General features: G+C 65.3%; 22 protein-coding genes. 5 read left to right on the top strand and 17 right to left on the bottom strand.

Annotated elements, in window-relative coordinates:
* Nucleotides 1-2: 2 nt before the first annotated feature.
* From OZN62_RS03015 to OZN62_RS03040, 6 genes are all read right to left on the bottom strand, one after another.
* Nucleotides 3-803, bottom strand: a complete 801-nt coding sequence (locus tag OZN62_RS03015; protein ID WP_269101275.1) for an enoyl-CoA hydratase-related protein — start codon at nt 801-803, stop codon at nt 3-5.
* Nucleotides 793-1,098, bottom strand: coding sequence for a hypothetical protein (locus OZN62_RS03020; protein WP_269101276.1), 306 nt, complete (start codon nt 1,096-1,098; stop codon nt 793-795). Before OZN62_RS03020 ends, OZN62_RS03015 begins: the two co-directional genes overlap by 11 nt.
* 8 nt (nt 1,099-1,106) lie before the next feature.
* Nucleotides 1,107-2,639 carry an acyl-CoA carboxylase subunit beta gene (locus OZN62_RS03025; RefSeq protein WP_269101277.1) on the bottom strand — a complete coding sequence of 511 codons (1,533 nt, stop codon included), beginning with the start codon at nt 2,637-2,639 and terminating at the stop codon, nt 1,107-1,109.
* A 78-nt stretch (nt 2,640-2,717) separates the two neighbouring features.
* Nucleotides 2,718-4,067 carry a glutathione-disulfide reductase gene (gene gorA, locus OZN62_RS03030; RefSeq protein ID WP_269101278.1) on the bottom strand — a complete coding sequence of 450 codons (1,350 nt, stop codon included), beginning with the start codon at nt 4,065-4,067 and terminating at the stop codon, nt 2,718-2,720.
* A gap of 95 nt (nt 4,068-4,162) precedes the next feature.
* Nucleotides 4,163-5,179: a hypothetical protein gene (locus tag OZN62_RS03035; RefSeq protein WP_269101279.1), complete on the bottom strand. Its 1,017-nt coding sequence runs from the start codon at nt 5,177-5,179 to the stop codon at nt 4,163-4,165.
* A 93-nt stretch (nt 5,180-5,272) separates the two neighbouring features.
* A complete protein-coding gene (locus OZN62_RS03040) occupies nt 5,273-6,661 on the bottom strand; it encodes a DEAD/DEAH box helicase (protein WP_269101280.1) in 1,389 nt (462 codons plus the stop codon).
* Between the two features lie 307 nt (nt 6,662-6,968).
* On the opposite strand from OZN62_RS03040, the gene OZN62_RS03045 reads away from it, so the two are divergent.
* Entirely contained in the window at nt 6,969-8,192 is a 1,224-nt protein-coding gene (locus tag OZN62_RS03045; RefSeq protein ID WP_269101281.1) for a hypothetical protein, read from the top strand.
* Between the two features lie 11 nt (nt 8,193-8,203).
* Entirely contained in the window at nt 8,204-9,424 is a 1,221-nt protein-coding gene (locus tag OZN62_RS03050) for an MFS transporter (RefSeq protein ID WP_269101282.1), read from the top strand.
* On the opposite strand, the gene OZN62_RS03055 is transcribed toward OZN62_RS03050, so the two are convergent.
* Entirely contained in the window at nt 9,421-10,551 is a 1,131-nt protein-coding gene (locus tag OZN62_RS03055; protein WP_269101283.1) for an oxidoreductase, read from the bottom strand. The two genes, OZN62_RS03050 and OZN62_RS03055, sit on opposite strands and share 4 nt — an antisense overlap.
* Entirely contained in the window at nt 10,548-12,062 is a 1,515-nt protein-coding gene (gene pgi, locus OZN62_RS03060; protein WP_269101284.1) for a glucose-6-phosphate isomerase, read from the bottom strand. The genes OZN62_RS03055 and pgi overlap by 4 nt, the downstream gene beginning before the upstream one ends.
* A gap of 230 nt (nt 12,063-12,292) precedes the next feature.
* On the opposite strand from pgi, the gene lepB reads away from it, so the two are divergent.
* Genes lepB through era form a run of 3 tightly spaced genes read left to right on the top strand, consistent with a single transcriptional unit; the run spans nt 12,293 to nt 14,699 of the window.
* The gene (gene lepB, locus OZN62_RS03065; protein ID WP_269101285.1) at nt 12,293-13,129 is read left to right on the top strand and encodes a signal peptidase I; all 837 of its coding nucleotides are present in this window, start codon (nt 12,293-12,295) and stop codon (nt 13,127-13,129) included.
* Nucleotides 13,126-13,797: a ribonuclease III gene (rnc, locus tag OZN62_RS03070; RefSeq protein WP_269101286.1), complete on the top strand. Its 672-nt coding sequence runs from the start codon at nt 13,126-13,128 to the stop codon at nt 13,795-13,797. Before lepB ends, rnc begins: the two co-directional genes overlap by 4 nt.
* Nucleotides 13,794-14,699: a GTPase Era gene (gene era, locus OZN62_RS03075; RefSeq protein ID WP_269101287.1), complete on the top strand. Its 906-nt coding sequence runs from the start codon at nt 13,794-13,796 to the stop codon at nt 14,697-14,699. Before rnc ends, era begins: the two co-directional genes overlap by 4 nt.
* A 12-nt stretch (nt 14,700-14,711) precedes the next feature.
* On the opposite strand, the gene OZN62_RS13930 is transcribed toward era, so the two are convergent.
* The 9 genes from OZN62_RS13930 to plsY form a co-directional block, all read right to left on the bottom strand.
* Nucleotides 14,712-15,374 carry a response regulator gene (locus OZN62_RS13930; RefSeq protein ID WP_330848757.1) on the bottom strand — a complete coding sequence of 221 codons (663 nt, stop codon included), beginning with the start codon at nt 15,372-15,374 and terminating at the stop codon, nt 14,712-14,714.
* A 22-nt stretch (nt 15,375-15,396) separates the two neighbouring features.
* Nucleotides 15,397-15,636, bottom strand: coding sequence for a hypothetical protein (locus OZN62_RS03085; protein ID WP_269101288.1), 240 nt, complete (start codon nt 15,634-15,636; stop codon nt 15,397-15,399).
* A gap of 94 nt (nt 15,637-15,730) precedes the next feature.
* Nucleotides 15,731-16,321 carry a hypothetical protein gene (locus tag OZN62_RS03090; protein ID WP_269101289.1) on the bottom strand — a complete coding sequence of 197 codons (591 nt, stop codon included), beginning with the start codon at nt 16,319-16,321 and terminating at the stop codon, nt 15,731-15,733.
* Between the two features lie 12 nt (nt 16,322-16,333).
* Nucleotides 16,334-18,865 carry a type I DNA topoisomerase gene (gene topA / locus OZN62_RS03095; protein ID WP_269101290.1) on the bottom strand — a complete coding sequence of 844 codons (2,532 nt, stop codon included), beginning with the start codon at nt 18,863-18,865 and terminating at the stop codon, nt 16,334-16,336.
* Between the two features lie 80 nt (nt 18,866-18,945).
* On the bottom strand, nt 18,946-19,623 hold the full coding sequence (locus tag OZN62_RS03100; protein WP_269101291.1) for a glycerophosphoryl diester phosphodiesterase membrane domain-containing protein: 678 nt from the start codon (nt 19,621-19,623) through the stop codon (nt 18,946-18,948).
* A gap of 45 nt (nt 19,624-19,668) precedes the next feature.
* Nucleotides 19,669-20,043: a hypothetical protein gene (locus OZN62_RS03105; protein WP_269101292.1), complete on the bottom strand. Its 375-nt coding sequence runs from the start codon at nt 20,041-20,043 to the stop codon at nt 19,669-19,671.
* Nucleotides 20,040-20,708, bottom strand: coding sequence for a hypothetical protein (locus OZN62_RS03110; RefSeq protein WP_269101293.1), 669 nt, complete (start codon nt 20,706-20,708; stop codon nt 20,040-20,042). Before OZN62_RS03110 ends, OZN62_RS03105 begins: the two co-directional genes overlap by 4 nt.
* 19 nt (nt 20,709-20,727) lie before the next feature.
* Complete coding sequence (gene dprA, locus OZN62_RS03115) at nt 20,728-21,825, bottom strand: DNA-processing protein DprA (protein WP_269101294.1); 1,098 nt, start codon at nt 21,823-21,825, stop codon at nt 20,728-20,730.
* Entirely contained in the window at nt 21,822-22,433 is a 612-nt protein-coding gene (gene plsY, locus OZN62_RS03120) for a glycerol-3-phosphate 1-O-acyltransferase PlsY (protein ID WP_442864386.1), read from the bottom strand. The genes dprA and plsY overlap by 4 nt, the downstream gene beginning before the upstream one ends.
* Nucleotides 22,434-22,437 lie beyond the last annotated feature (4 nt).

Here is a 22,437-nt window from a genome sequence, read left to right on the forward strand (position 1 = left end):
GCCTACTTGCCCTGGAAGCGCGGGGGACGCTTTTCGCGGAAGGCCATCACGGCTTCCATGAAGTCTTGCGTGGCGCCGGCAATCGCCTGGTTTTTCGCCTCGGTTGCCAGCACGGCGTCGAAGTCATGGTCCAGCGCGAAGGCGACCTGTTTGCGGATCAGTCCGAGTGCCCGCGAAGGACCGTCGGCCAGCTTGCGGGCGATGGCCAAGGCCTCGTCCAGCACGGCCTCGTCATCGACCACGCGGTTCACCAGGCCGAGGCGCAACGCTTCGTCCGCCGGGATTTCCCCGCCCAGGAGGGCCAGCTCCAGTGCCTTGGCCCGGCCGACGGCCCTGGCCACCAGCCAGGTGGACCCGGCATCGGGCACCAGGCCGATATTGACGAAGGCGAGCATCAGGTAGGCCGAGCGCGCCATTACCGCGATGTCGCCCGACAGCGCAAAGCCCATGCCCGCGCCCACGGCCGGCCCGTTGATGGCCGACACGATCGGTACCGGGCAATCCGCCAGCTTGCGGATCATCGGGTTGTAATGCGTTTCCAGCGGGTCGGAGAGATCGCGCGAGAGGGCGTCTTCCGGCCCATCCCCGCCCTGCAGATCCGCGCCTGCACAAAAAGCCTTGCCCGCGCCGGTGACGACGATGGCCCGCGCACCCTCTTCCACGGCCCGGTCGACCGCGGTCTGCCATTCGCCGAACAGCGTCGGCGTCAGGGCATTGAGTCGCTCCGGCCGGTTCAGCGTCAGTGTCGCGACATTGTCAGCCAGCGCATAGGCGACCTTGGCGGCGGAAGGCTCAGTACTCATTGTCGTCATATTCCTTTTCGGCGCGGAACCAGCGGATCGCCAGCACGATCACGCCGAAGCCGATCATCAGCCAGACGCCGAAGCCTGCCAACGGACTGTCCGAAGTGGTCTGCCGCATGGCGAAGGCCACGGTCATGATCGGCACGGTGACGAGCACGGCAATCCGGTTCGATTTCACCAGCCGCCGGACGATCGCGAGGTCCAGCAGCCAGCTGAACAGGTAGATTCCGATGACAGACCCGATCCACTGGCCGATTTCATAGGAATTGAGAGTTAGCCAGATGCTCGGGTCCATCGTTCACCTCACAGGGGAAGGTTGTCGTGCTTCTTCCAGGGGTTCTGGAGCTGCTTGTTCCGCAGCTTGCGCAGGCCCAAGGCGATACGCTTGCGGGTGGAATGCGGGTAGATCACCTCGTCGATATAGCCGCGCTGCGCCGCCACGAAGGGATTGGCGAAGCGGTCTTCGTATTCCTTCGTTTTCTCGGCGATCTTGTCCGGATCGTCGCGGTCCTTGCGGAAGATGATCTCCACCGCGCCCTTCGCGCCCATCACCGCGATTTCGGCGGTCGGCCAGGCGTAATTGAGGTCCCCGCGCAGGTGCTTTGACGCCATCACGTCGTACGCGCCGCCATAGGCCTTGCGGGTGATGATGGTGATCTTGGGCACGGTCGCCTCGGCATAGGCGAACAGCAGCTTCGCGCCGTGCTTGATGATGCCGTTATGCTCCTGCGCGGTGCCGGGCAGGAAGCCGGGCACGTCCACCAGCGTGACGATGGGAATGTTGAAGGCATCGCAGAAGCGCACGAAGCGCGCCGCCTTGCGGCTGGCGTTGATGTCCAGCACGCCGGCCAGCACCATCGGCTGGTTGGCGACGAAGCCTACCGGGCGACCCTCTACCCGGCCGAAGCCGGTGATGATGTTGGCGCCGAAGGCAGGCTGCACTTCGAAGAAGTTGCCCTCGTCCACCACCTTGGTGATGACTTCGCGGATGTCATAGGGCTGGTTGGCATTGTCGGGGATCAGCGTGTCGAGACTGTCCTCGATGCGGTCCCACGGATCTTCGGTCGGCAACTCGGGCAGTTCGTCGCGGTTGTTCGACGGCAGGAAGCCCATCAGTTCACGCGCGGCCAGCAGCGCCTCGATGTCGTTCTCCAGCGCCAGGTCGGCGACGCTGGTTTTGCTGGTGTGTACCACGGCCCCGCCCAGCTCTTCCTGCGTCACTTCCTCGTTGGTGACGGTCTTCACCACCTCCGGACCGGTGACGAACATGTACGAGCTGTCCTTCACCATGAAAATGAAGTCGGTCATCGCCGGGGAATAGACCGCCCCGCCCGCGCACGGTCCCATGATCAGCGAGAGCTGCGGCACCACGCCCGATGCCAGCACGTTTTTCTGGAACACGTCGGCATAGCCGCCCAGCGAGGCGACGCCTTCCTGGATGCGCGCGCCGCCAGAGTCGTTGAGGCCGATGACCGGCGCGCCAACACGCATGGCCATTTCCATGACCTTGCAGATCTTCTCCGCGTGGCGCTTCGACAGCGATCCGCCGAACACGGTAAAATCCTGGCTGAAGACATAGACCAGCCGCCCGTTGATCGTGCCGCTGCCGGTAACGACGCCGTCGCCGGGAATCTTCTGCTCCTGCATGCCGAAATCGACGCAATCGTGCTCGACATAGGTGTCCAGCTCTTCGAACGATCCCTCGTCCAGCAGCACGTCGAGACGCTCGCGCGCAGTCAGCTTGCCCTTGGCGTGCTGAGCGGCGATGCGCTTCTCCCCGCCACCCAGCTTGGCAGCGGCACGGCGACGTTCCATTTCAGCGATATTGGCGGACATTGGCTCTCCTCTTGGTGGGAAAGCCGTTGCACGAGAAACAGTCCCGGTCAATCGACCGCCCGGAAATCCGCCCGACCGCTATTTCAGCAGCACCAGTTCTTCCGCCATGCTGGGATGGATCGCGGTGGTGGCGTCGAAATCGGCCTTGGTCAGACCGGCCTTCACCGCCACGGCGGCGGCCTGCATCATCTCCGGCGCTTCGGGCGCGATCATGTGGATGCCCAGGATGCGGTCGTCCGCTGCGTCGCAGACCATCTTGAATAGGCTGCGCTCGTTGCGGCCGGCCAGGACGTTCTTCATCGGGCGGAAGTCGGACTGGTAGATCTTCACCGAGCCGCACTGGTTGCGCGCCTCGCCTTCGGTAAGGCCCACGGCAGCGATCGGCGGATGGCTGAACACGGCGCTGGGGATGCAGCTGTGGTCCACGGCCACCGGGTCGCCCCCGCCAAAGACGGTGTCGGCAAAGGCCTGGCCCTCGCGGATGGCGACGGGGGTCAGCTGCACGCGGTCGGTCACGTCGCCGACGGCATAGATGTGATCGACATTGGTCTTGCTGAAACGATCGACCTTGATTTCGCCGCGCTCGCCCAGCTCGACCCCGGCGTTCTCGAGGCCCAGCCCCTCGATATTCGGCACGCGGCCCACGGCGAACATCACGCACTCGACGACCCGCTCTTCACCACTGGTGAAGCGTACCTTGTACTGGCCGTCCTCGGTCTTCTCGATGCTTTCGAAGTGCGTGTTGAACTTGAAATCGATGCCTTTCATGATCGAAATCTGCAGCAGCCGGTCGCGCAGGCTCTCGTCATAGCTGCGCAGCAGCTGGTCGCTGCGGTTGACGATGGTCACCTTGCTGCCGAACTCGTTGAAGATGCCGGCAAATTCGTTGGCGATGTAGCCGCCCCCGGCGATGATGATCGATTCCGGCACCTTGTCGAGGTGAAAGGCCTCGTTGGAACTGATCGCGTGTTCGGAACCGGGGAATTGGGGCATGAACGGGCGGGCACCGACAGCCACCAGGATGTACTTCGCGGTCACCTTGCGGCCGCTGGCCAGGGTAATCTCGTGCGGGCCGCTGATCTCGGCGCGTTCGTTGATGATTTCGACGCCGTGGTTCTCCAGCGTGTCGGTGTAGGCGCCATTGAGGCGGTCGACATCGGCGAGCACGGCATCGCGCAGCTTGATCCAGTCGAACTTCTTGCCTTCGATCTCCCAACCGAAGTTGCGGCAATCCTCCAGGTCCTCGGCGAAATGCGCGCCGTAGACGAGCATCTTCTTGGGCACGCAGCCACGGATCACGCAGGTGCCGCCCACCCGGTATTCCTCGGCCACAGCCACTTTCGCGCCGTAGGCGGAGGCGACGCGGCTGGCGCGGACCCCGCCGGAGCCTGCACCGATGGTGAAGAGGTCGTAGTCGTATTCGGACATGGCGGCTGGCTGGCTCCTGCTGCTGGCGTGTTGGAAGGGTCCATGGCCATTCGCCAGCCGAGGGGCAAGGGTTTCAAGCCGGCGCTATGCCAGGGTCAGCTTTCCAGCAGGGCGTTGTAGTCGCGCAGCAGCTTCCAGCTGTGGGTCACCGGCAGGCCGATGATCGCCTCTGTCGAGATACCGCCAATCGCGTTGAGCACGCGGCGGACATTGTCGTGCTGGTCGGTCTCGCTTTCGCGCAGGGCGGCAAGTGCCTCGGGAGCCTGCGTCAACCGTTCGTCGAACAGCAGCGCGGTTTCCATCGCATTGAAGCCGAAGCCGAGGAAGACGATGCGCCGCGCCTTGCCAAGGCCGTTGTAGAGAGTGGCCCGGGCAGCGCGGTCGTCGAGGAATTCCCCGGCAGTGCGGATACACTCGGCCAGAGTAAACAGCTTGTCGCTGTCCTGTGCGCCCCAGTCGGCCACTTCCTCGCTTCCGGGTTGCCAGTCCAACCGGCCGGCGCGGCCGAAGGGCTGGATCACCTTGAGCTTCTCCGCACACAGTTCCTGCGCCTCGGTCACATCCATGCCGAATGCGCTGCTGAGCGCCCAGGGCATGTAATGCTGGATCGCCCGGTCAGTGTTGAAGTTGACGATATGGAGGTTGTCGAAGCAGCTTTCCGCCCGGGCGCGCGGAACGCCGTCCACCACCATGCGGGCAAGCTGGAACAGCCAGTTCTCGCTGCCGCGCAGGGGCATGTCGCCCGGATCGCGCGGCTCGCTCTCCACCAGCGAATGGGCTTCGGCCCGCAGGGTGTAATAGGCCATGGCCAGCTTGCCGACTGCCAGCACGTGCTGGTCGTCGCCGTGCTGCTGCAACAGCGCGTGCATGGAGGAACTGAGGCGCGAACCGGCGCGGATACGGATGGCGGCTTCGTGCAAGGCCTCGCGCTTGCCCTTCACCTTCTTGAAGAAGGCATCGAAGTCGCGCATCTCCTCCGTCTCGAGATCGGTCCCGAGACGTTGAAAATCAAAACCTTGGGCTACCCTGTTCAGAAGCTCTCGCGGGTCCGGCAGGTCGATTTCTACTGCCGCGCCAGCGCCGACCACCACGGTGGTTTTCGTCCTGATCATTGCTTCTGCAAGCCCCTGCGAACCGGTGGAAAGGCCATGCGGCCACCCCACCGGTCTGGCAGTGCTTGGTTAAGATAGCGCTACCCTTGGCCGCTAGCCATTTGGCGAACCGCTGCGGCGGTTGTTGCGACGGTTGGGCTTGCCCGGACGCTGTCCGCCGGGCTTGCTGCCGCCACGCTTCGGGCCGCCCCGCTTGGGGCCACCGCGCTTGTGCTCGCTGCGCGTACCGCGCGGCGCACCTGTGCCGGACGGGGCATTGCGCGGCTTGGGCTTCACCCGCTGACGCGGCTGGCGCGGTTCGGGCTTGGTCGGGCCGACGCCCTCCACCACGGCGCGGAAGTTTTCCGGCAGCGGCAGGCGCTCGAACTCGGCGTCGGTCTGCTTGCGGATATCCTTCAGGTAGGCGCGTTCGTCCTCGGCGCAGAATGCAATCGCCACGCCGTCGGCACCTGCTCGCGCGGTACGGCCGATACGGTGGACGTACTGCTCCGGCACGTTGGGCAGCTCGTAATTGATGACATGGCTGACACCCGGAATGTCGATCCCGCGCGCGGCAACGTCGGTGGCGACGAGGATCGGGGTCTTCGCCCGCTTGAACTCGTCGAGCGCACGCTGGCGCTGCGGCTGGCTCTTGTTGCCGTGGATGGCATTGGCGGGGATGCCGCGCTGGCTCAGCTTCTTCACCACGCGATCCGCGCCGTGCTTGGTACGGGTGAAGATGAGCACGCGCTCGAACTCGCCCGGCACCGGGTGCTTTTCGGAGAGGATCAGCTCCAGCAGGGCCTGCTTTTCGTCCTGCTGGACCATGAAGAGGAACTGCTCGATGCGTTCCGCGGTGGTGCTTTCGGGGGTGACGCTCACCTGCACCGGATCGTTGCAGTAGCCGGAAACCAGCTCCTTGATCTGCTTGGGCATGGTGGCGCTGAAGAACAGCGTCTGACGATCGGCCGGAGCCAGCTCGCGAATACGGCGCAGCGCATGGATGAAGCCAAGGTCCAGCATCTGGTCGGCTTCGTCGAGCACGAGAATTTCGAGCCCCGAGAGGTTGAATGCCTTCTGGTCGATCAGGTCGAGCAGGCGCCCCGGCGTGGCGACGAGGATGTCGCAGCCGCGGTGCAGCTTGTTGCGATCCTTGTTCACCGAGGTGCCGCCGACGATGGAGTGGACCTTCAGGCCTGCAAGCGCGCCGTAGTCCTTGGCGCTCTGGGCGATCTGGCCCGCCAGCTCGCGCGTGGGGGCCAGCACCAGCATGCGGCAGGACTTGAAGGGAATGCGGTTGTCGGCGTCGCGCAGGCGATCGATGCTGGGCAGCATGAAGGCGGCGGTCTTGCCGGTGCCGGTCTGGGCGATGCCAAGCAGGTCGCGCCCGTCGAGAACGGCCGGGATGGCCTGTTCCTGGATCGGCGTGGGAGTGTCGTAGCCCTTCATGTCGAGGGCCTGGAGCACGGGCTGCGACAGCCCGAGATCGGAAAACTGAGTCATGTGATTTGGTACTCGCAATATATGCGATTGCGCGCAGCCCGACAGGGCGCGCGGTCGCGGGGTTCAGGAACCGCCCGCGTGAAAAGGGAAGTTTGTGGAATATCGTCCGAAACGCGGCCGGGGCGATGATCGCCTGTTCACGCTGCCATGCGCTTCGATGGCGGCCATGTGGGCGTGACCGGGCGAAAAGTCAATTCGTTTCACCTGCCAGCACGATTATTTCGGTTGCGTCGAAGCCCGGCAGCGCGCACCTCTTCCGCCAACGGGAGTTGGGGGATTGCCGGTGAAAGCAGCAATATTTCGGCGCATGGCAGGTCCGGGCCTGCTGTTTACGGGCGCGGCCATCGGCACGTCGCACCTGGTCCAGTCGACCCGCGCGGGGGCAATGTTCGGCGCGGCGCTGATCGTGGTGATCGTGCTCGCCAACCTGCTGAAATACCCGGCCTTCCGCTTCGGCGTGGATTTCGCCCACGCGCGACGCCAATCGCTGTTGACCGGTTATCGCGAGCTGGGACTGTGGGCGCTGGCGCTGTTCCTTGTCGCGGTAATCCCGCTGGTGCCGATCGTCTGGGCCGCACTGGCGGCGGCGACGGCGGGAATCATGTCGGCGGTGTTCGGCCCGATACTGCCGGTGCCGGTCCTGGGTGCGCTGATCCTGGTCGCGGCATCGCTGTTGCTGCTGCTTGGCGGTTACCGCGTGCTCGACCGGGTCAATGCCGTGATGCTGGCGTTCCTCGTGATTTCCACGCTGATCACGACGGCCATGGTGCTGCCCCGCGTGGAATGGGGCACCGTCGCCGACTTCACCTGGACGCGCGAGACGGCTGCCCTGCTGTTCATCGTCGCGCTCGCCGGGTTCATGCCCAACCCGATGGACGTCGCCGTGCCGCTGTCGCTGTGGAAGGTCGAGGCCGATCGCACCCTGCCGTCCGAGGCCCACCCGCACATCGACGAGGCAAGACAGAGCTTCCGCTGGCCCTTCATCATGACCAGCTTCATGGCCGTGTGCTTCTGCATCATGGGTGCAGGGGTAATGCACGCGCAGGACATCTCGCCCGTCAGCGATGCGCCGGGCTTCGCCGGTCAGCTGGTCAACCTCTACCGCGAGGCCTTGGGCGACGGCGCCGCCGTGCTCGCCGCGATCGCCGCGCTGTCGGTGATGGCGACCACGGTGATCGCCGCCGTCGATGCCTATTGCCGCACCCTGCCCGCCGCGATTGCCGCCTGGCAGCATCGCGGGGACGAGATCGGCACCCGCCGCGCCTACATGCTTTCGTGTTTCGCCCTCGTCGGGCTGGCCATCCTGGCGCTGTTCACGCTGATGAGCGAGTTCACCGTCTTCCTCGATTTCGTGACCTCGGCCACCTTCGTCGTCGCTCCGCTGCTGGCGTTTCTCAACTACCTGGTGGTGACCCGCTGCGACCTGCCCGACGAAGCGCGGCCCTCCTCCATCGTACGCATCTGGGCCTTGGTGGCCATCACGGTGATGGCGGCCCTGGCAGCGATGTTCTTCGTCCTTACCTTCGGTTAGTCGTCCCGCGAATGGTCCGGTCCACCACCTTCGCGCCGCTGGCGCACGGCATGTTCGCGCTGCTGATGGCGGGCGTGCTGCTGGCCAACCTCGGCAATTCGATCCAGTCGGTGGGCGCTTCCTGGCAACTCACCGCCGACGGGCAGCCGGCCGACGTCGTGGCGCTGGTGCAGACTGCGCTGAACCTGCCGATCCTGCTGCTCGCCCTGCCCGCCGGAGCCTGGGCCGACATGCATGACCGGCGGCGTGTCATCCTGACGGCGCAGGCAACGATGCTGGTCATGTCGCTGCTGCTGGCGGCGCTGGCATGGAGCGGCAATGCCCCGGCATGGGCGATCATCGTCCTCACCGCGCTGCTGGCCTGCGGTATCGCCACGATGACCCCGGCGACGGGGGCGAGCATTCGCAGCACCGTTCCCGCGACCCAATTGGCGGCGGCGGTGGCGCTGAACATCCTGATCTTCAACACCGCGCGCGCCGTGGGGCCGGCCATCGGCGGCGGCATCGTCGCGGCCGGTGGCGCAAGCGCGGCCTTCCTCGTCAACGCCGGATGCTATGTGGTCGCCATCGCGCTGTTCCTCCGGTGGCGACCCAAGCAAGAGCCGGTGCCCGAGGCCCGCCCTCTTGGGGCCATGGTCGCCGAAGGGCTGCGCCACGCCTTTGCCTCGAAGGAAATCCGCACGATCCTGCTGCGCGCCTTGGCCTTCACCATGGCCGGTGCGGCGGCCTGGGCGCTGATGCCGCTGGTGGCTGACCGGATCATGGCGCAAGGGCCGTCGATCTATGGCCTGCTGCTGGGCGCGCTCGGCCTTGGCGCGGTGATCGGAGCGGCCAGCGCCACGTGGTTTCGCCAGCGCTTCAGTGCCGAGGCGATTACCTGCGCGGCGGGCGTGATCTACGGCCTCGCGGTCATCGCGGTTTCGCTGAAGCCCGGACTCGTACCGACGCTGGCCCTGCTGGTGATCGGCGGCGCGGGATGGGTGCAGGCGCTATCCGGCTTCTCGGTCGCCGCCCAGCTCTGGGCACCGCAGGCGGTCGTCGGGCGGACAGTGGCGTTGGCGAGCGCCGTCACCTTCGGCGGACTGGCGGCAGGTGCCTGGCTGTGGGGGCACTACGCGGAGGAGTTCGGCGTGGCGGGTGCCCTGCTGGCTTCTGGCGGAGCCATGGTGGTCCTGCCCCTGCTTGGCCTCGTCCTACCAATGCCCGCGCACCAAGTGCCGACGCGGAGCTAGTCCGCAGCCGCGTGCGCTTCCTCGACGATGGACATGTCCCATTCCAGCTGGCCGAGGTCGGCGCGCTGGAAAGTGCGGACGGCATCGTAGTCGCCTGCTTCGATCTTGCGGACGAAGTCGGGGTCCCCGATCAGCGCGCGCCCCACGGCAACGAGATCGAATTCGCCCGCCGATAGGCGCTTTTCGAGATCGACAATCGCCTCCGCCACCCGCGCGCCGGGTTCGGCATCCTGCGTGAAGGTGTCCATCACGTCGGTATCGAGGCCGACCGAGCCGACCGTGATCGACGGCAATCCTGAGACCTCGCGCACCCACCCCGCCAGGTTGCGCGGGTCGCCGTCCCACTCCGGCTCCCAGAAGCGGCGGTTGGAAGCGTGGAGCACGTCCGCACCGGCATCGGCGAACATCCGGGTCATCGTTTCAAGTTCGGCCGGGGACTGCGCTATGCGCGCACAGTAGTCGGCCTCCTTCCACTGCGAGAAGCGGATCGAGATGACGAAGTCCTCGCCGCAAGCTTCCCGGATGGCGGCAATGATCTCGGCGGGAAAGCGCGCGCGGTGGGCGATGTCGTCGCCGCCATAGCCGTCATCGCGGCGGTTGCTGCCCGCCCAGAGGAACTGGTCGAGGAAATAGCCGTGCGCGGCGTGGACCTCGACCCCCGCCGCGCCGATCTGCTGCGCGATCCGCGCCGAACGCACGAAGGCATCGCGGATCTCCGCCAGCTCGTCGAGCGTCGCCGCGCGGCCGCTTTGCTTGCCGGGATAGGCCAGCCCCGAAGCGCTGACCGCCTGCCCGTCCGTCCGCATGGCGCCCTCGTGCCACAGTTGCAGGAACATGGCCCCACCAGCCTCGCCCACCGTATCGACGCAAGCCTTCCATGCGTCGGCGGTGCCGGCGTTGATATGCGCCGAGGTCGGCTGCACCGTTGCCGAGGGATGGTCCACCGCCGCGCTCTCGCCGATGATCAGCAAAGTGCCACCCTCCGCCCGCCGCGCGTAGTATTCCGCCAGCGCCGCGGTTGGCCGCCCATCCCCACACATTCCGCGCTGCATGGCGGGCATGACAAAGCGGTTGGCCAGCTCCAGCCCTTTCAGCCGGAACGGCGTAAAGAGTGGGGAAGTGCTCAACTCAGTCCTGCCGCCTTCAGCAGCGCCTCGGTGCTCGCATCGAACTTCTCGCCGCCAGCCTCGATCTTCTTGGCGATTTCCTTGCCCAGTTCGACGCCGAACTGGTCGAAGGGGTTGATGTCCATCAGCACGGCATTGGCGAAGGTGCGGTGTTCGGCAAAGGCGATCAGCGCGCCGAAGGTTGCCGCGTCGAGGTCGTCGACCAGGATCGTCGCCGAAGGGCGGTTGCCCGGATAGCTGCGGTGCGGATCGTCCGACTGGCGACCGCTCATCAGCGCGGCACCCTGCGCAAAGCAGTTCATCAGCAGGATGTGGTGGTGTGCCGGGTCCAGTTCGTCACCGGGCGCGATACTGGCGATGAAGTCGATGGGAACGAGGTGCGTGCCCTGGTGCAGCAGCTGGAACACCGCGTGCTGCGCATCGGTGCCAACCCCGCCCCAGGTGATCGGCGCGGTGGGGCCGGACGGTTCGCCCGCGACAGTCACGCGCTTGCCGTTCGATTCCATCTCCAACTGCTGGAGGTAGTCAGGCAACAGGCGCAGGCGTTCATCGTAGGCGAAGACCGCGCGGGTCTGCGCACCGCGCAGGCGGGTGTAGAAAATGTCGGCAAAGGCCGCGCGCAGCGGCAGGTTGTCACGCCCGTCGGTATCGCGGAAGTGCGCGTCCACGCGCGCCGCGCCGTCGAGCATGTGCTCGAAATCTTCCCAGCCTACCGCGATGGCGATGGGGAAACCGATGGAGGACCACATCGAGTAGCGGCCGCCCACGCTCTCCGCGAACGGCAGGATGCGGGTTTCGTCCACGCCCCATTCCACGGCTTTCTCCGGCGCGGCGGTGAGCGCGATGACGCGGCCGGTCGGGTCGGACACGCCATTGTCAGCCAGCCACTTCAACGCGCTGTGGGCGTTGGTCATCGTCTCGATGGTGGTGAAGGTCTTGGAGGCTACGGCAACCAGCGTGGTGGCCGGGTCGCAGGCGGCAAATGCCTCTTCCAGCGCGACACCGTCGATGTTGGAGACGACGTGCACGTCGACCAGCGCCAAGTCGCGGCTGAGCGCGTCCACCGCCAGTGCCGGGCCCAGCGCACTGCCGCCGATGCCGACGTGGATCAGGTGCTTCACCTCGCCCAGCGCGCCGGCGTGAATGGCTTCCACCAGCAGCTTCATCCGGTGTCGCAGCGCCTCGGCTTCCTCGACGCTCGAATCCTTGCCGACGCCGCGCAGCGCGGAATGCTCGGCCGCGCGGCCTTCGGTGGGGTTCACCACTTCGCCCGCAAACAGCTTCGCGCGCATCTCGGCAAAGCCGGCGGCTTCCGCCAGCGCCTCGAAATCGGCCAGCAGGCCGTCAGTCAGGTGCGTTTTCGACCAGTCGAACAGGATCCCGCCCTCGGCCAGTTCCAGACGCGCGGAAAGCTTGTCGACCCGGTCCTCGTCGGCATCGAACAGCTCTGCCAGCGTGGGATCGGGATGGAGGGCAAGTGCCTCCCAGGCTTCGTCGCGAGTCTTGGTCAAGGCCGGTTCCTTTCCTACACAGTCGCCTATTGGCTAGGCCCTCAGGCCATGAATGGGAACCGGAAAAAGCACGCAATTCCGCCGGATGGAGCCTGTTTTTCCTCCCTGGCGGTTTTTGCCCCAAGACTGTGTTCCAGGTGTTCCACATTAGGCCGCCGACCGGGCAAATTCCCGCCGGTTTCCACGCGCATGCTTGACCTACGGCAAGACTGGCAACATTGACCCTCGCGATGAGTGAAAACGCCCCAACCCGCGAAGTGGTCGACCCTGCCGAGCAGAAGACCGAGGAACAGGAAGACTGGAAGAGCTTCGGCTGGTTCCTGGTCAAGCTGGTGATCGTGGTGCTGATCTTCCGCACCTTCTTCTTCACCAGCTTCAACATCCCGTCGGAAAGCATGATGCCGCGCCTGCTGGTGGGCGACTACATGTTCGCGCAGAAGTGGTCCTACGGCTATTCGCGCTATTCGCTGCCGTTCAACGTGGACATGGGCAACGGACGGATTTTCGATACCCTGCCCGAACATGGCGACATCGCCATCTTCAAACACCCGATCGACAAGACCGACTACATCAAGCGCGTGATCGGCCTGCCCGGCGACAGCGTGCAGATGGTGGACGGCGTGCTGCACCTGAACGGCAATGCCGTGCCGAAGGAACGGATCGAGGACTTCGTGCTGCCCGTGCGCCCCGGTGGCCGTTGCTATGACGGACGCTTCGCCATGCAGCTGGACGACGGCACGCCCGCATGCCGCTATCCGCAGTTCCGCGAAACGCTGCCCAATGGCGTCAGCTACAACGTGCTGGACCTCGGCATTGTCGGCGTCGACAACACCGCGCCGGTCATCATCCCCGAAGGCCATGTCTTCATGATGGGTGACAACCGCGACAATTCGCAGGACAGCCGCCGCGCCTCCGTCGCCGGTGGCTGGGTGGGCCTGGTGCCGACCGAGAACCTCGTTGCCGAAGCCACCTTCATGTACTGGTCCACCGACGGCAATGCCGAATGGGTGAAGCCATGGACCTGGTTCACCGCCGCGCGGTGGAGCCGGATGTTCCGCGGCATATGAGCCTGCTCGAACCCGCCACCGTGGAATGGCTGCGCGAGCGCGGTTTCACCGTCAATGACGAGGACCTGTGGTGCGCCGCCCTCACTCACGGCAGCACCGGCGAGACCTACGACTACCAGCGGTTGGAATTCCTCGGCGACCGGGTGCTGGGGCTGACCATTGCCGACTGGCTCTACGAACATTCCGACGCGGCCGAGGGCAAGCTGGCGCAACGGCTGAATGCGCTGGTCAGCAAGCATACCTGCGCCATGCGTGCTCGCGCGCTGGGTGCGGCGGAGCACGTCCGCCTCGGCAAGCAGGCGCGCGAGGACGGCGCGCAGGACAGCGACAATGTCCTTGGCGACATCATGGAAGCCCTTCTGGGCGCCAATTTCCAGGAGGCCGGCTTCGATGCCACGCGCGCGCTGATCCGCGAGATCTGGCGGGAGGTCTTCGAAGGCCAGACCGGCCACCGCAAGCATCCCAAGAGCGCGCTGCAGGAATGGGCTGCCGGCAACCAGCGCCGCCCGCCGGTGTACAAGGTCATCGCCACCTCCGGCCCGGATCACGCCCGCCGCTTCACCGTCGAAGTGAGCGTGCACAATGTTGGCGCGGTGGAGGCCGAGGCCGGTGGCAAGCAGGATGCCGAGACCGAGGCAGCACGACTGTTCATGGAGAAGTTCGGATGAGCGAGACCGACAAGGAGAGGTGCGGCGTCGTCGCCGTGATCGGGGCGCCCAATGCCGGCAAGTCGACGCTGGTGAACCAGCTGGTCGGCCAGAAGGTCGCCATAACCAGCCCCAAGGCGCAGACCACGCGCGCACGGCTCTTGGGCATCGCCCTGCATGACAAGGCGCAGATGATCCTGGTCGATACGCCGGGCATCTTCGCTCCCAAGCGCCGGCTGGACCGCGCCATGGTGAGCGCGGCCTGGGAAGGCGCCGTCGCCGCCGACGCGGTGTTGCTGGTGGTCGACCCGGTCAAGCAGCGCCGGCACGAACTGATGCCGCTGCTGGAGCAGCTGAAGGACCGCAAGGAGCGCAAGATCCTCGTGCTCAACAAGGTCGACGTGTCGAAGAAGGAGCCGCTGCTCGAACTGGCGCAGGAATTGACTGCCGAGGTCGACTTCGCGGAGGTCTACTTCGTCTCCGCCCTGACGGGTGACGGCGTTCCGGAACTGAAGGCCAACCTTGCCCGGTTGATGCCCGAAGGGCCGTGGCATTACCCGGAAGACCAGGTATCCGACGCGTCCGAACGCCTGCTCGCCGCCGAGGTGACGCGCGAGCAGCTCTACGCGCAGTTGCACGACGAATTGCCCTACGATGCCGCAGTACGCCCCGAGAGCTACACCCAGCGCCCCGACGGCAGCGTGGAAATCCGCCAGCAGATCGTGATCGCGCGCGACAGCCAGAAGCCCATCGTGCTCGGCAAGCGCGGACAGCGGATCAAGGAAATCGGCGAGGCCGCGCGCAAGGAGCTGGCAGAGCTGCTTGGGCAGAAGGTCCATCTCTTCCTGCATGTGAAGGTGGACGAGAAATGGGCCGAAAACCGCGAGATCTACGAAGAGATCGGCCTCGACTGGGTGAAATAGCCGCTGCGCGGCTCAGGCAACGCCCAGCTTGGCCAGCTTCTTGCGGACCTGGTCTTCCTCGAACGGCTTGACGATGTAGTCATCCGCGCCCGCCTTGATGCCGGCGTGAATGTCCTTCGCATCACCCTTCGACGTGCAGAAGATGACCGTCGGCGCGCGGTCGGTCGGCATGGCGCGCAGGGCGGTCACGAATTCCAGCCCGCTCATCACCGGCATGTTCCAGTCGGTCAGCACGAGATGCGGCATTTCGTGCTGGCAACGGGCCAGCGCCTCTTCGCCGTTCTCCGCCTCGCTCACCTGGTAGCCGAGGTCGAGCATCATCTTCGCCGCTACCTTGCGGATCACGCGGCTGTCGTCGACGACCAGGCAGCTCTTGCCGTTGCCGGACGGATGGGCAACGCCGTCGCGTTCCGCCTTGGCAGCGCGCACGATGGCATCGGTGTCGAGTTCGGCGTCGTCGACAGAGTCAGCCTCCGGTTCGACGGGTGCTGGCTGCGGCGCAGCGGCAGCAGCCTTGGCCTGCTCGATGATCTCGTCTTCGGGCGACTCCACCGGCGCTTCCTTGCGCGCGGCGCTGCGGCTGGCGGCAAGGCGCTCGGCGAGCGTGGTGCCATCGGACGGTTTCGCCTCGGCCTGGGCGCGGGGTCCGGTGGTACGCTTGATCAGGTGTTGCATGTTTCGCGCTCTCCCCGTGGACCTAGTAGCCGCCGGTAAGCGAAGCAGCCGCCATCGGCGCTTCGGTTACGCGAACATGGACATAGGGCACCCAGACATCGCCGAATTCGGCCTTCTGGTACCACACGTCGAGAACATCGTAGCTTTCCCACAGGCCATTCGAATCCCGCAGGCGAACGCCTTCGCCGATACGCGGGACAGTGGCAAAGCGCAGCTTGTGCTGCGTCTGGGTCGTCTCGTTCTGGATTTCGACTTCAATCACGTGGCAGACCTCTAATTTGGAAGACCTGCCTAGCGTGGGAAAGTTGATTATTTACCAACGCCGTGAAGGATGCCGATCCTTAGCATGCAATGGGCTACACCCCTTGCGACGGCCCCGCCACGAAGGCGACACGCACGGTCTGCAGGTATGGGACAGAATTGCCATCTTCACCGGAAAAGGTGCGAACCTCGTGCCTGCCTAGTTCTCCGCAAGCAGCCTCGACGAAGTTCTGCGGAGCATTGGCGTCCCTGCCTTCGCAGGCAAGCAGACTGCCCGACGCGTCGAAAAAGGCATTAACAAAGATGTCGGTCCGCTCGTCCCCGTCGGGAAGAGATGGAGTCTGAAGAGCGATGAACGGACGCTGGAAACTGGTGCCCTGGTAGCGGCCAACCGCAATTTCCATCTCTAGCCGCACATGTTGCGGCGTCCCGTCCGGACCGGTGCCAGACCGGAAGCGCCTGCGTTCTATGGCCGGGCAGATCTGCTCCGGTCCCCGCTCGTCACCGTGAAATTCGAGCATGCGGCAAGCCAGTGGGTCACCCTCTGGCGAGACATCGACTTCGATCCGGACGATAACATCGTTCCGGACACGGCCGATGAAGCGTTGCATGAGCTGCGCCTGCTGGCCCTCGCTCAGCGATGCCGAGGACATCGCACTCACAGCGGCCAAGGCGAGGACTAACATGCCGATTTCCCGCTACTTCGCCGCCGCCTTCTTCTTGGCGGGAGCCTTCTTCTTTTTCGCGGGGGCCTTGCGCTTCTTCTTGGCCGGCCCCTTGGCCGCTTTCGCGGCGATCAGGGCCAGCGCCTCGTCCAGCGTCAGGGCATCCTTGTCCTTGTCGCGCGGGATGGTGGCGTTGACGTTGCCGTCGGTGACATAGGGGCCATAGCGGCCGTCCATCAGCTTCACCTCGTCGCCGGCTTCGGTCTTGCCGAGCACCTTGAGCGGTTCGCGGCTACCACGCCCGCCCTTGCGGTTCGCCGCCTGCGCCAGCAGGTCGACTGCGCGGTTCATGCCGACATCGAACACATCGCGCGTGCCCGAAAGCTTCGCATACTTGCCATCGTGCCGCAGGTAGGGCCCGTAGCGACCGATCGCCGCCTCGATATCGAGGCCGGTTTCCGGGTGGGGACCGATGATGCGCGGCAGGCCCAGCAGCTTGAGCGCCCATTCAAGGTCGAAATCGTCGATGTCCTTGGGGATGGAGGCGCGTTTGGCCTCCTTGCCCTCGCCCATCTGCACATAGGGGCCGAAGCGCCCCGTCTTGCGCTCCACCGGCAGGCCGGTTTCGGGATCTTCGCCCATCACCCCGTCGTCGGAGCCGTCGTCACCGCCCGGCTGGCCGAATTTGCGCCGGAAATTGCATTCCGGGTAGTTCACGCAGCCGATGAAGGCGCCATAGCGCCCACCGCGCAGGTGCAGTTCGCCGCCTTCGCGGCCCTGTTCCGCGCACAATGGGCACCAGCGCGGCGGATTGCCGTCCTCGCGCTCGGGAAAGAGGTAGTCGGAGAGGAACTCGTCCAGCACCTCGGTCACTTCCGATGGCTGGCGTTCCATCACCTCGTCGCTCTTGGGCTTGAAGTCGCGCCAGAACCTGCCGAGCAGTTCCTTGTACTCGGCCCGGCCGCCGGAGACTTCGTCCAGCTCGTCTTCCATGCCCGCGGTAAAGTCGTAGGCCACATACCGGGGGAAGAAACGCTCCAGAAATGCTGTTAGGAGGCGGCCCGAATCCTCTGCGAAGAAACGATTCTTCTCCATCCGCACGTAATCGCGATCGCGCAGGGTCTGGATGGTTGAGGCATAGGTGGACGGACGCCCGATTCCCAGTTCCTCCAGCCGTTTCACCAGGCTGGCTTCGGAGAAGCGCGGCGGTGGCTGTGTGAAGTGTTGCGTCGCCTCGACGGCCTTCTTCGCCGGGGCATCGCCCTTGCGCATCACCGGCAGCAGGTTGTCGTCATCCTCGTCCGACTTCTCGTCGCGGCCTTCGGAATAGACCGCCAGGAAACCGGGGAACTTCACCACCTGGCCGGTGGCGCGCAATTCGTGCTTGCCGGTGGGATCGCGCATGGTGACTGTGGTGCGTTCCAGCTGCGCGGTCGCCATCTGGCTGGCCATCGCGCGCTTGAAGATCAGGTCGTACAGCTTGGCCTCGTCGCCCGATCCGGCACGGTCGCGACCGAAATTGGTCGGACGGATGGCCTCGTGCGCTTCCTGCGCGTTCTTGGCCTTGGTGGAATAGAAGCGCGGCTTTTCCGGACGGTATTCCTCGGCAAACCGCTCCACGATGGCATCGCGCGCGGCCATGATGGCGCTCATGTCCATCTGCACGCCGTCGGTACGCATGTAGGTAATCGCGCCAGCCTCGTAGAGCGACTGCGCCAGCCGCATGGTGTGGCTGGCGGAGAAGCCCAGCTTGCGCGCGGCTTCCTGCTGCAGCGTGGAGGTGGTGAACGGCGGCGCGGGATTGCGCTTGAGCGGCTTGGTCTCGACTTCCTCGACGGTGAAGTTGCCCTGCTCGACCGCGGCCTTGGCCGCCATGGCCGTGCCCTCGTCGCCGAGCGTGAGTCGCTCCAGCTTCTGCCCGTCGAAACGCACCAGTCGGGCGTCGAAATCGGTGCCGTCCTGCGCCATCTTGGCGGTGACGGACCAGTATTCGTCGGGCTTGAAGATCTCGATCTCGTGCTCGCGCTCGCAAATCAGGCGCAGGGCAACCGACTGTACGCGGCCAGCCGACTTGGCGCCGGGCAGCTTGCGCCACAGCACGGGCGAAAGGGTGAAGCCGAACAGGTAATCCAGTGCGCGGCGGCCGAGGTAGGCGTCGATCAGGTCCTGGTCGAGCTCGCGCGGGCTCTTCATCGCCTCGGTCACGGCGGCCTTGGTGATGGCGTTGAAGGTGACGCGCTCCACCTGCTCCGGCAGCGCCTTGCGCTTCTTCAGCAAGTCCATCACGTGCCAGCTGATCGCCTCCCCTTCGCGATCGGGGTCGGTCGCGAGGATCAGGCGGTCCGCCTTCTTCGCCGCATCGGCGATGGCCTTTACCTGGCTGCGGTTGCGCTGGTCGGAATAGACCTCCCAGTCCATCGCGAAGTCTTCCTCCGGCCGCACGCTGCCGTCCTTGGGTGGCAGGTCGCGGACATGGCCGTAAGAGGCGAGAACCTTGTAGTCCGCGCCGAGATACTTCTCGATGGTCTTCGCCTTGGCCGGCGATTCAACGATGACAAGCTGCATGATGAGTTCGGGTGGTCCTTACACGTGTACGTACGCGCGAGGGTGAATCGGGTTGCCGAGATTCGTCAAGTGGCCAAGTGCTACTCGAACGTCTTCGCCATGGCTCCGTCCGGTCCCGCGATGATCAGCCGGTACAGCGCACCGCCCATCGCTATGCCGATCATGCTCGATGCGCTCGAGATGAGCTGCGAGATGGTGATGCCCAGCAGATCGTCCGGCTCGAAGCCGGTCGTGACGAGGAAGGAGATCGCCGCCGGGACGATGATCAGGATCACGATGGCGATCAGGATGGAGAACTCGCTGCCCTTGGTGCGTTCCCAGCTTTCCTTCATCGCCTCGATCGCGCCATTGCCCCGGGCGATCACCAAGGGCTGCGCCACGCTCCAGCGCGCCATGAAATAGAGGCCCGGGAAGATGATCAGGATGAAGCCGATGCCGACCCCCAGCGAATAGAGGATGGACAGCAGCGCATAGCCCAGCAGCTCCTCGTCGGACTTGCGCTCCACCAGGTTGCCCTTGCGCAGCATCACTTCGAACAGGACGTAGGCGGCAGCCACGGCAAAGACGAAGGCAATGGCGCCTTTCGCCAGCTCGCGCGTGAACGAGGTGTAGCTCAACCCGAGATAGGCGATGGCGGCGTTGACCGCCGTAACGACCATGACGAAGATCAGAGCAGGCACCATGTTACGCTCGATGACATCCAGCGTCGCATTGATGATCGAGCCGATCTTGAGCTCTCTGGCTGCCTGGAACTCCATGATCTTTCCCCCGAAATTGCCGTCCCCGGCACACAGTCGCTGATTTCAGGCCCCTGTCAAGGTAGTCGCATTCGCAAAGCGGCGCCATACGACTATGAAAAGCAAGGCAAATAGCAGATCCACGGCTCCGCCCAGGGCCATGCTGTCGCTCGCCTGCCCCTGAGACCAGAACGCCAATGCGGGGACGCCGAAACTGACCTTTTCGAACACCGTGAGCGGAATGAACGCCGTATATTTCACCGGATCGCGGGCGATCACCACGAACACACCCTGGAACACCAGCGCGATCCCGGCGAAGGCGAAGTAGAGCAGCCGATGCGGGTCCGGCGCCTCGACGAAATAGAGCTGTGGCACGGCAAGGAAGCCGTAAATCGCAGCCACCAGGTAAGCGCGGCGAGCGAAGGTGGCGGCGGGTGTCACTGGAAGACTTCCACGGTTTCATGGATATCTCCCGACACCAGCAGGAAGGCCGCGAAGCCCAGGATGATGTTGTAGATCAGCACGGCCGAGCTCAGCACGTTGGCAATAGCTAGCGGGATCAACTGCGGTCGCAGCAACTCGTCAAATCCGGGATCCCAGTAGATGTAGAACGTCAGCGCGAGGGCCACGAGCGAGAACAGGTAGGCCACGGCCAGTTTCCAGAAGACCGGCCCCGTCGCCTGCCAACTCGCCCGCAGCGGTTCCGCCGGATTGCCCCCGCTTTCGCGCGGCGCGAACAGCATGGGATAGGCCAGGATCCAGCGGATCGTGAGGTACATGCCGGGCAGCACCAGCAGCAGGAAGCCGATGCCGGTGCCCAGCCCCATGACAAAGGACAGCCCGAAATAGGCGCCGAAGCCCGGCCCGATTTCGCCCTCCTCGATGAAGCCGACGACCTCAGCCAGCTTCTTCACGAAGAAATACGACAGCACGAACTGGAAGATGGTGAGGAACAGGCCGGCGAAGGTGGAATCGGACAGGTAGTAGTCGACCCCAAGGCCAACGGCCGTGAGCACTACGAACAGCGGCGCCAGGCTGACCAGGCTGCGCTGTGCCAGCTCGATCATCTTCGCCAGCAGTTCATCGAATTCGAACGTCGCCTTCATTTCGCCCCCTCCCCCATGCTCAGCCGAGCGACACGCGTCCGCCCGCATGCCGTTGCAACCTCCCGGCAATTTCCAGCTCCAGCAACGCCATCTGCACCGCGCCATGCGTGCCGCCGGTCTGGCGGACCAGTTCATCAACTGCCACCGGCGCGGTGGAGAGCAGGTCGACGACGCTATCTGCCGACACTTCAGGCTCCGACTCATTATAAAGCCAGCCCGGCCCTTGCTCCTGCACGCTGGATCGGGGCTGGCCGTCGAAGCCGGATAGCAGTTCGACGATGTCCGCTGCCGATTGCACCAGCACCGCGCCTTCTCGGATCAGCTGGTTGCACCCTTGCGAGCGCGAGTCCGCCGGATGCCCAGGCACCGCCATCACTTCGCGCCCAGCCTCGCCTGCCAGCCTGGCGGTGATCAGCGAGCCGGACTTGGGCGCGGCCTCCACCACCACCGTGCCCATCGCCAGGCCGGCGATGATGCGGTTGCGTTTGGGGAACTGCTGGCCGCGCGGCTCGGTGCCAGGCGCTTCCTCGGCAATCAGCAGCGCCTCGCTGGCGATCTGCTCCTGCAGCTTGGCGTGCTGCGGTGGGTAGGCGATGTCGATGCCGCTGGCGATCACCCCGATGGTCGCGGGCATGGCCCCCTCGTGACAGGCCCCGTCGATGCCCTTGGCGAGCCCGGAGACCACCACGAAGCCCTCCTCCGACAGTTCGCGGGCAAAGTCGCGCGCCAGCTTGACCGCAGCCGCAGAAGCGTTGCGCGCGCCAACCATGGCCACACAAGGCTTGGCGGCCAGCGCAATGTCGCCACGCATGGTGACGATCGGCGGCGCGCCTTCCATGGCGGCAAGCAGTGCCGGATAGTCAGGCTGGTCGTGGAACAGGTAGCGCGCGCGGGCCTTGCGGGTTGCCTCGACCTCGCGTTCGATCTTCTCGCGCGGAGCGGGCTTGTAGTTGCGCTTGGCACCGCGGGCGGCAAGGTCAGGCAGGGCTGCCACCGCCTCCACCGCGGAACCGAAACGGTGCAGCAGCTGGGCATAACTGACGGGGCCGATATTGGCGGAACGCAGCAACCGGATGCGGGCGAAAGCCTCGTCCTGGGTCAGCGCGACCGCTGTCACTTCTTGCCGCCGACCCTCGGCTCCTCGCCGCGCAGTAGCCTGCCGATATTGGCGCGGTGGAGCCAGATGATCAGCACGGCAATCACCACCAGCACCGGAACGAATGCCGAATAGCCCAGCGCAATCGCCGCGATGGCAGCGGCGACAACCGCGCTCATTCCGGCGACCGAGCTGATGCGGGTGAGGCCCAGCATGGCAAGCCACACCAGCGCGTAGGCCAGGCCTACGGGCCACGCGAGGCCGAACGAGACCCCGGCGTTGGTCGCCACGCCCTTGCCGCCCTTGAACTTCAGCCAGATCGGGAAACAGTGCCCCAGCACCGCGCCCAATGCCGCGAGCGGCACCGGACCATAGGCGGCTTCGGGCATGGCCGCCTCCTGCGCGAAGATCGTCTTGGCCAGCAGCACCGGCGCCAGCCCCTTGGCGAGGTCCAGCAGCAGCGTCCCCGCTGCCAGCCACTTACTGCCGGTCCGCAGCACGTTGGTCGCGCCGATATTGCCGCTGCCGATGGTGCGAATATCGCCCTTGCCTGCGGCCATCGCCAGCAACAGCCCGAACGGGATCGAGCCGGAGAGATAACCCATAAGGAATCCGAGAAACTGGTCCATGGGC

This window comes from Aurantiacibacter sp. MUD11 (assembly GCF_026967575.1).
Lineage (GTDB): Bacteria > Pseudomonadota > Alphaproteobacteria > Sphingomonadales > Sphingomonadaceae > Alteraurantiacibacter.

Excerpts from the sequence above, each read along its gene's own strand:
- OZN62_RS03015 (WP_269101275.1), bottom strand. The coding sequence starts at position 803 with ATGAGTACTGAGCCTTCCGCCGCCAAGGTCGCCTATGCGCTGGCTGAC.
- OZN62_RS03020 (WP_269101276.1), bottom strand. The coding sequence starts at position 1,098 with ATGGACCCGAGCATCTGGCTAACTCTCAATTCCTATGAAATCGGCCAG.
- OZN62_RS03025 (WP_269101277.1), bottom strand. The coding sequence starts at position 2,639 with ATGTCCGCCAATATCGCTGAAATGGAACGTCGCCGTGCCGCTGCCAAG.
- gorA (WP_269101278.1), bottom strand. The coding sequence starts at position 4,067 with ATGTCCGAATACGACTACGACCTCTTCACCATCGGTGCAGGCTCCGGC.
- OZN62_RS03035 (WP_269101279.1), bottom strand. The coding sequence starts at position 5,179 with ATGATCAGGACGAAAACCACCGTGGTGGTCGGCGCTGGCGCGGCAGTA.
- OZN62_RS03040 (WP_269101280.1), bottom strand. The coding sequence starts at position 6,661 with ATGACTCAGTTTTCCGATCTCGGGCTGTCGCAGCCCGTGCTCCAGGCC.
- OZN62_RS03045 (WP_269101281.1), top strand. The coding sequence starts at position 6,969 with ATGGCAGGTCCGGGCCTGCTGTTTACGGGCGCGGCCATCGGCACGTCG.
- OZN62_RS03050 (WP_269101282.1), top strand. The coding sequence starts at position 8,204 with ATGGTCCGGTCCACCACCTTCGCGCCGCTGGCGCACGGCATGTTCGCG.
- lepB (WP_269101285.1), top strand. The coding sequence starts at position 12,293 with ATGAGTGAAAACGCCCCAACCCGCGAAGTGGTCGACCCTGCCGAGCAG.
- rnc (WP_269101286.1), top strand. The coding sequence starts at position 13,126 with ATGAGCCTGCTCGAACCCGCCACCGTGGAATGGCTGCGCGAGCGCGGT.
- era (WP_269101287.1), top strand. The coding sequence starts at position 13,794 with ATGAGCGAGACCGACAAGGAGAGGTGCGGCGTCGTCGCCGTGATCGGG.
- OZN62_RS13930 (WP_330848757.1), bottom strand. The coding sequence starts at position 15,374 with ATGCAACACCTGATCAAGCGTACCACCGGACCCCGCGCCCAGGCCGAG.
- OZN62_RS03090 (WP_269101289.1), bottom strand. The coding sequence starts at position 16,321 with ATGTTAGTCCTCGCCTTGGCCGCTGTGAGTGCGATGTCCTCGGCATCG.
- topA (WP_269101290.1), bottom strand. The coding sequence starts at position 18,865 with ATGCAGCTTGTCATCGTTGAATCGCCGGCCAAGGCGAAGACCATCGAG.
- OZN62_RS03100 (WP_269101291.1), bottom strand. The coding sequence starts at position 19,623 with ATGGAGTTCCAGGCAGCCAGAGAGCTCAAGATCGGCTCGATCATCAAT.
- OZN62_RS03110 (WP_269101293.1), bottom strand. The coding sequence starts at position 20,708 with ATGAAGGCGACGTTCGAATTCGATGAACTGCTGGCGAAGATGATCGAG.
- plsY (WP_442864386.1), bottom strand. The coding sequence starts at position 22,433 with ATGGACCAGTTTCTCGGATTCCTTATGGGTTATCTCTCCGGCTCGATC.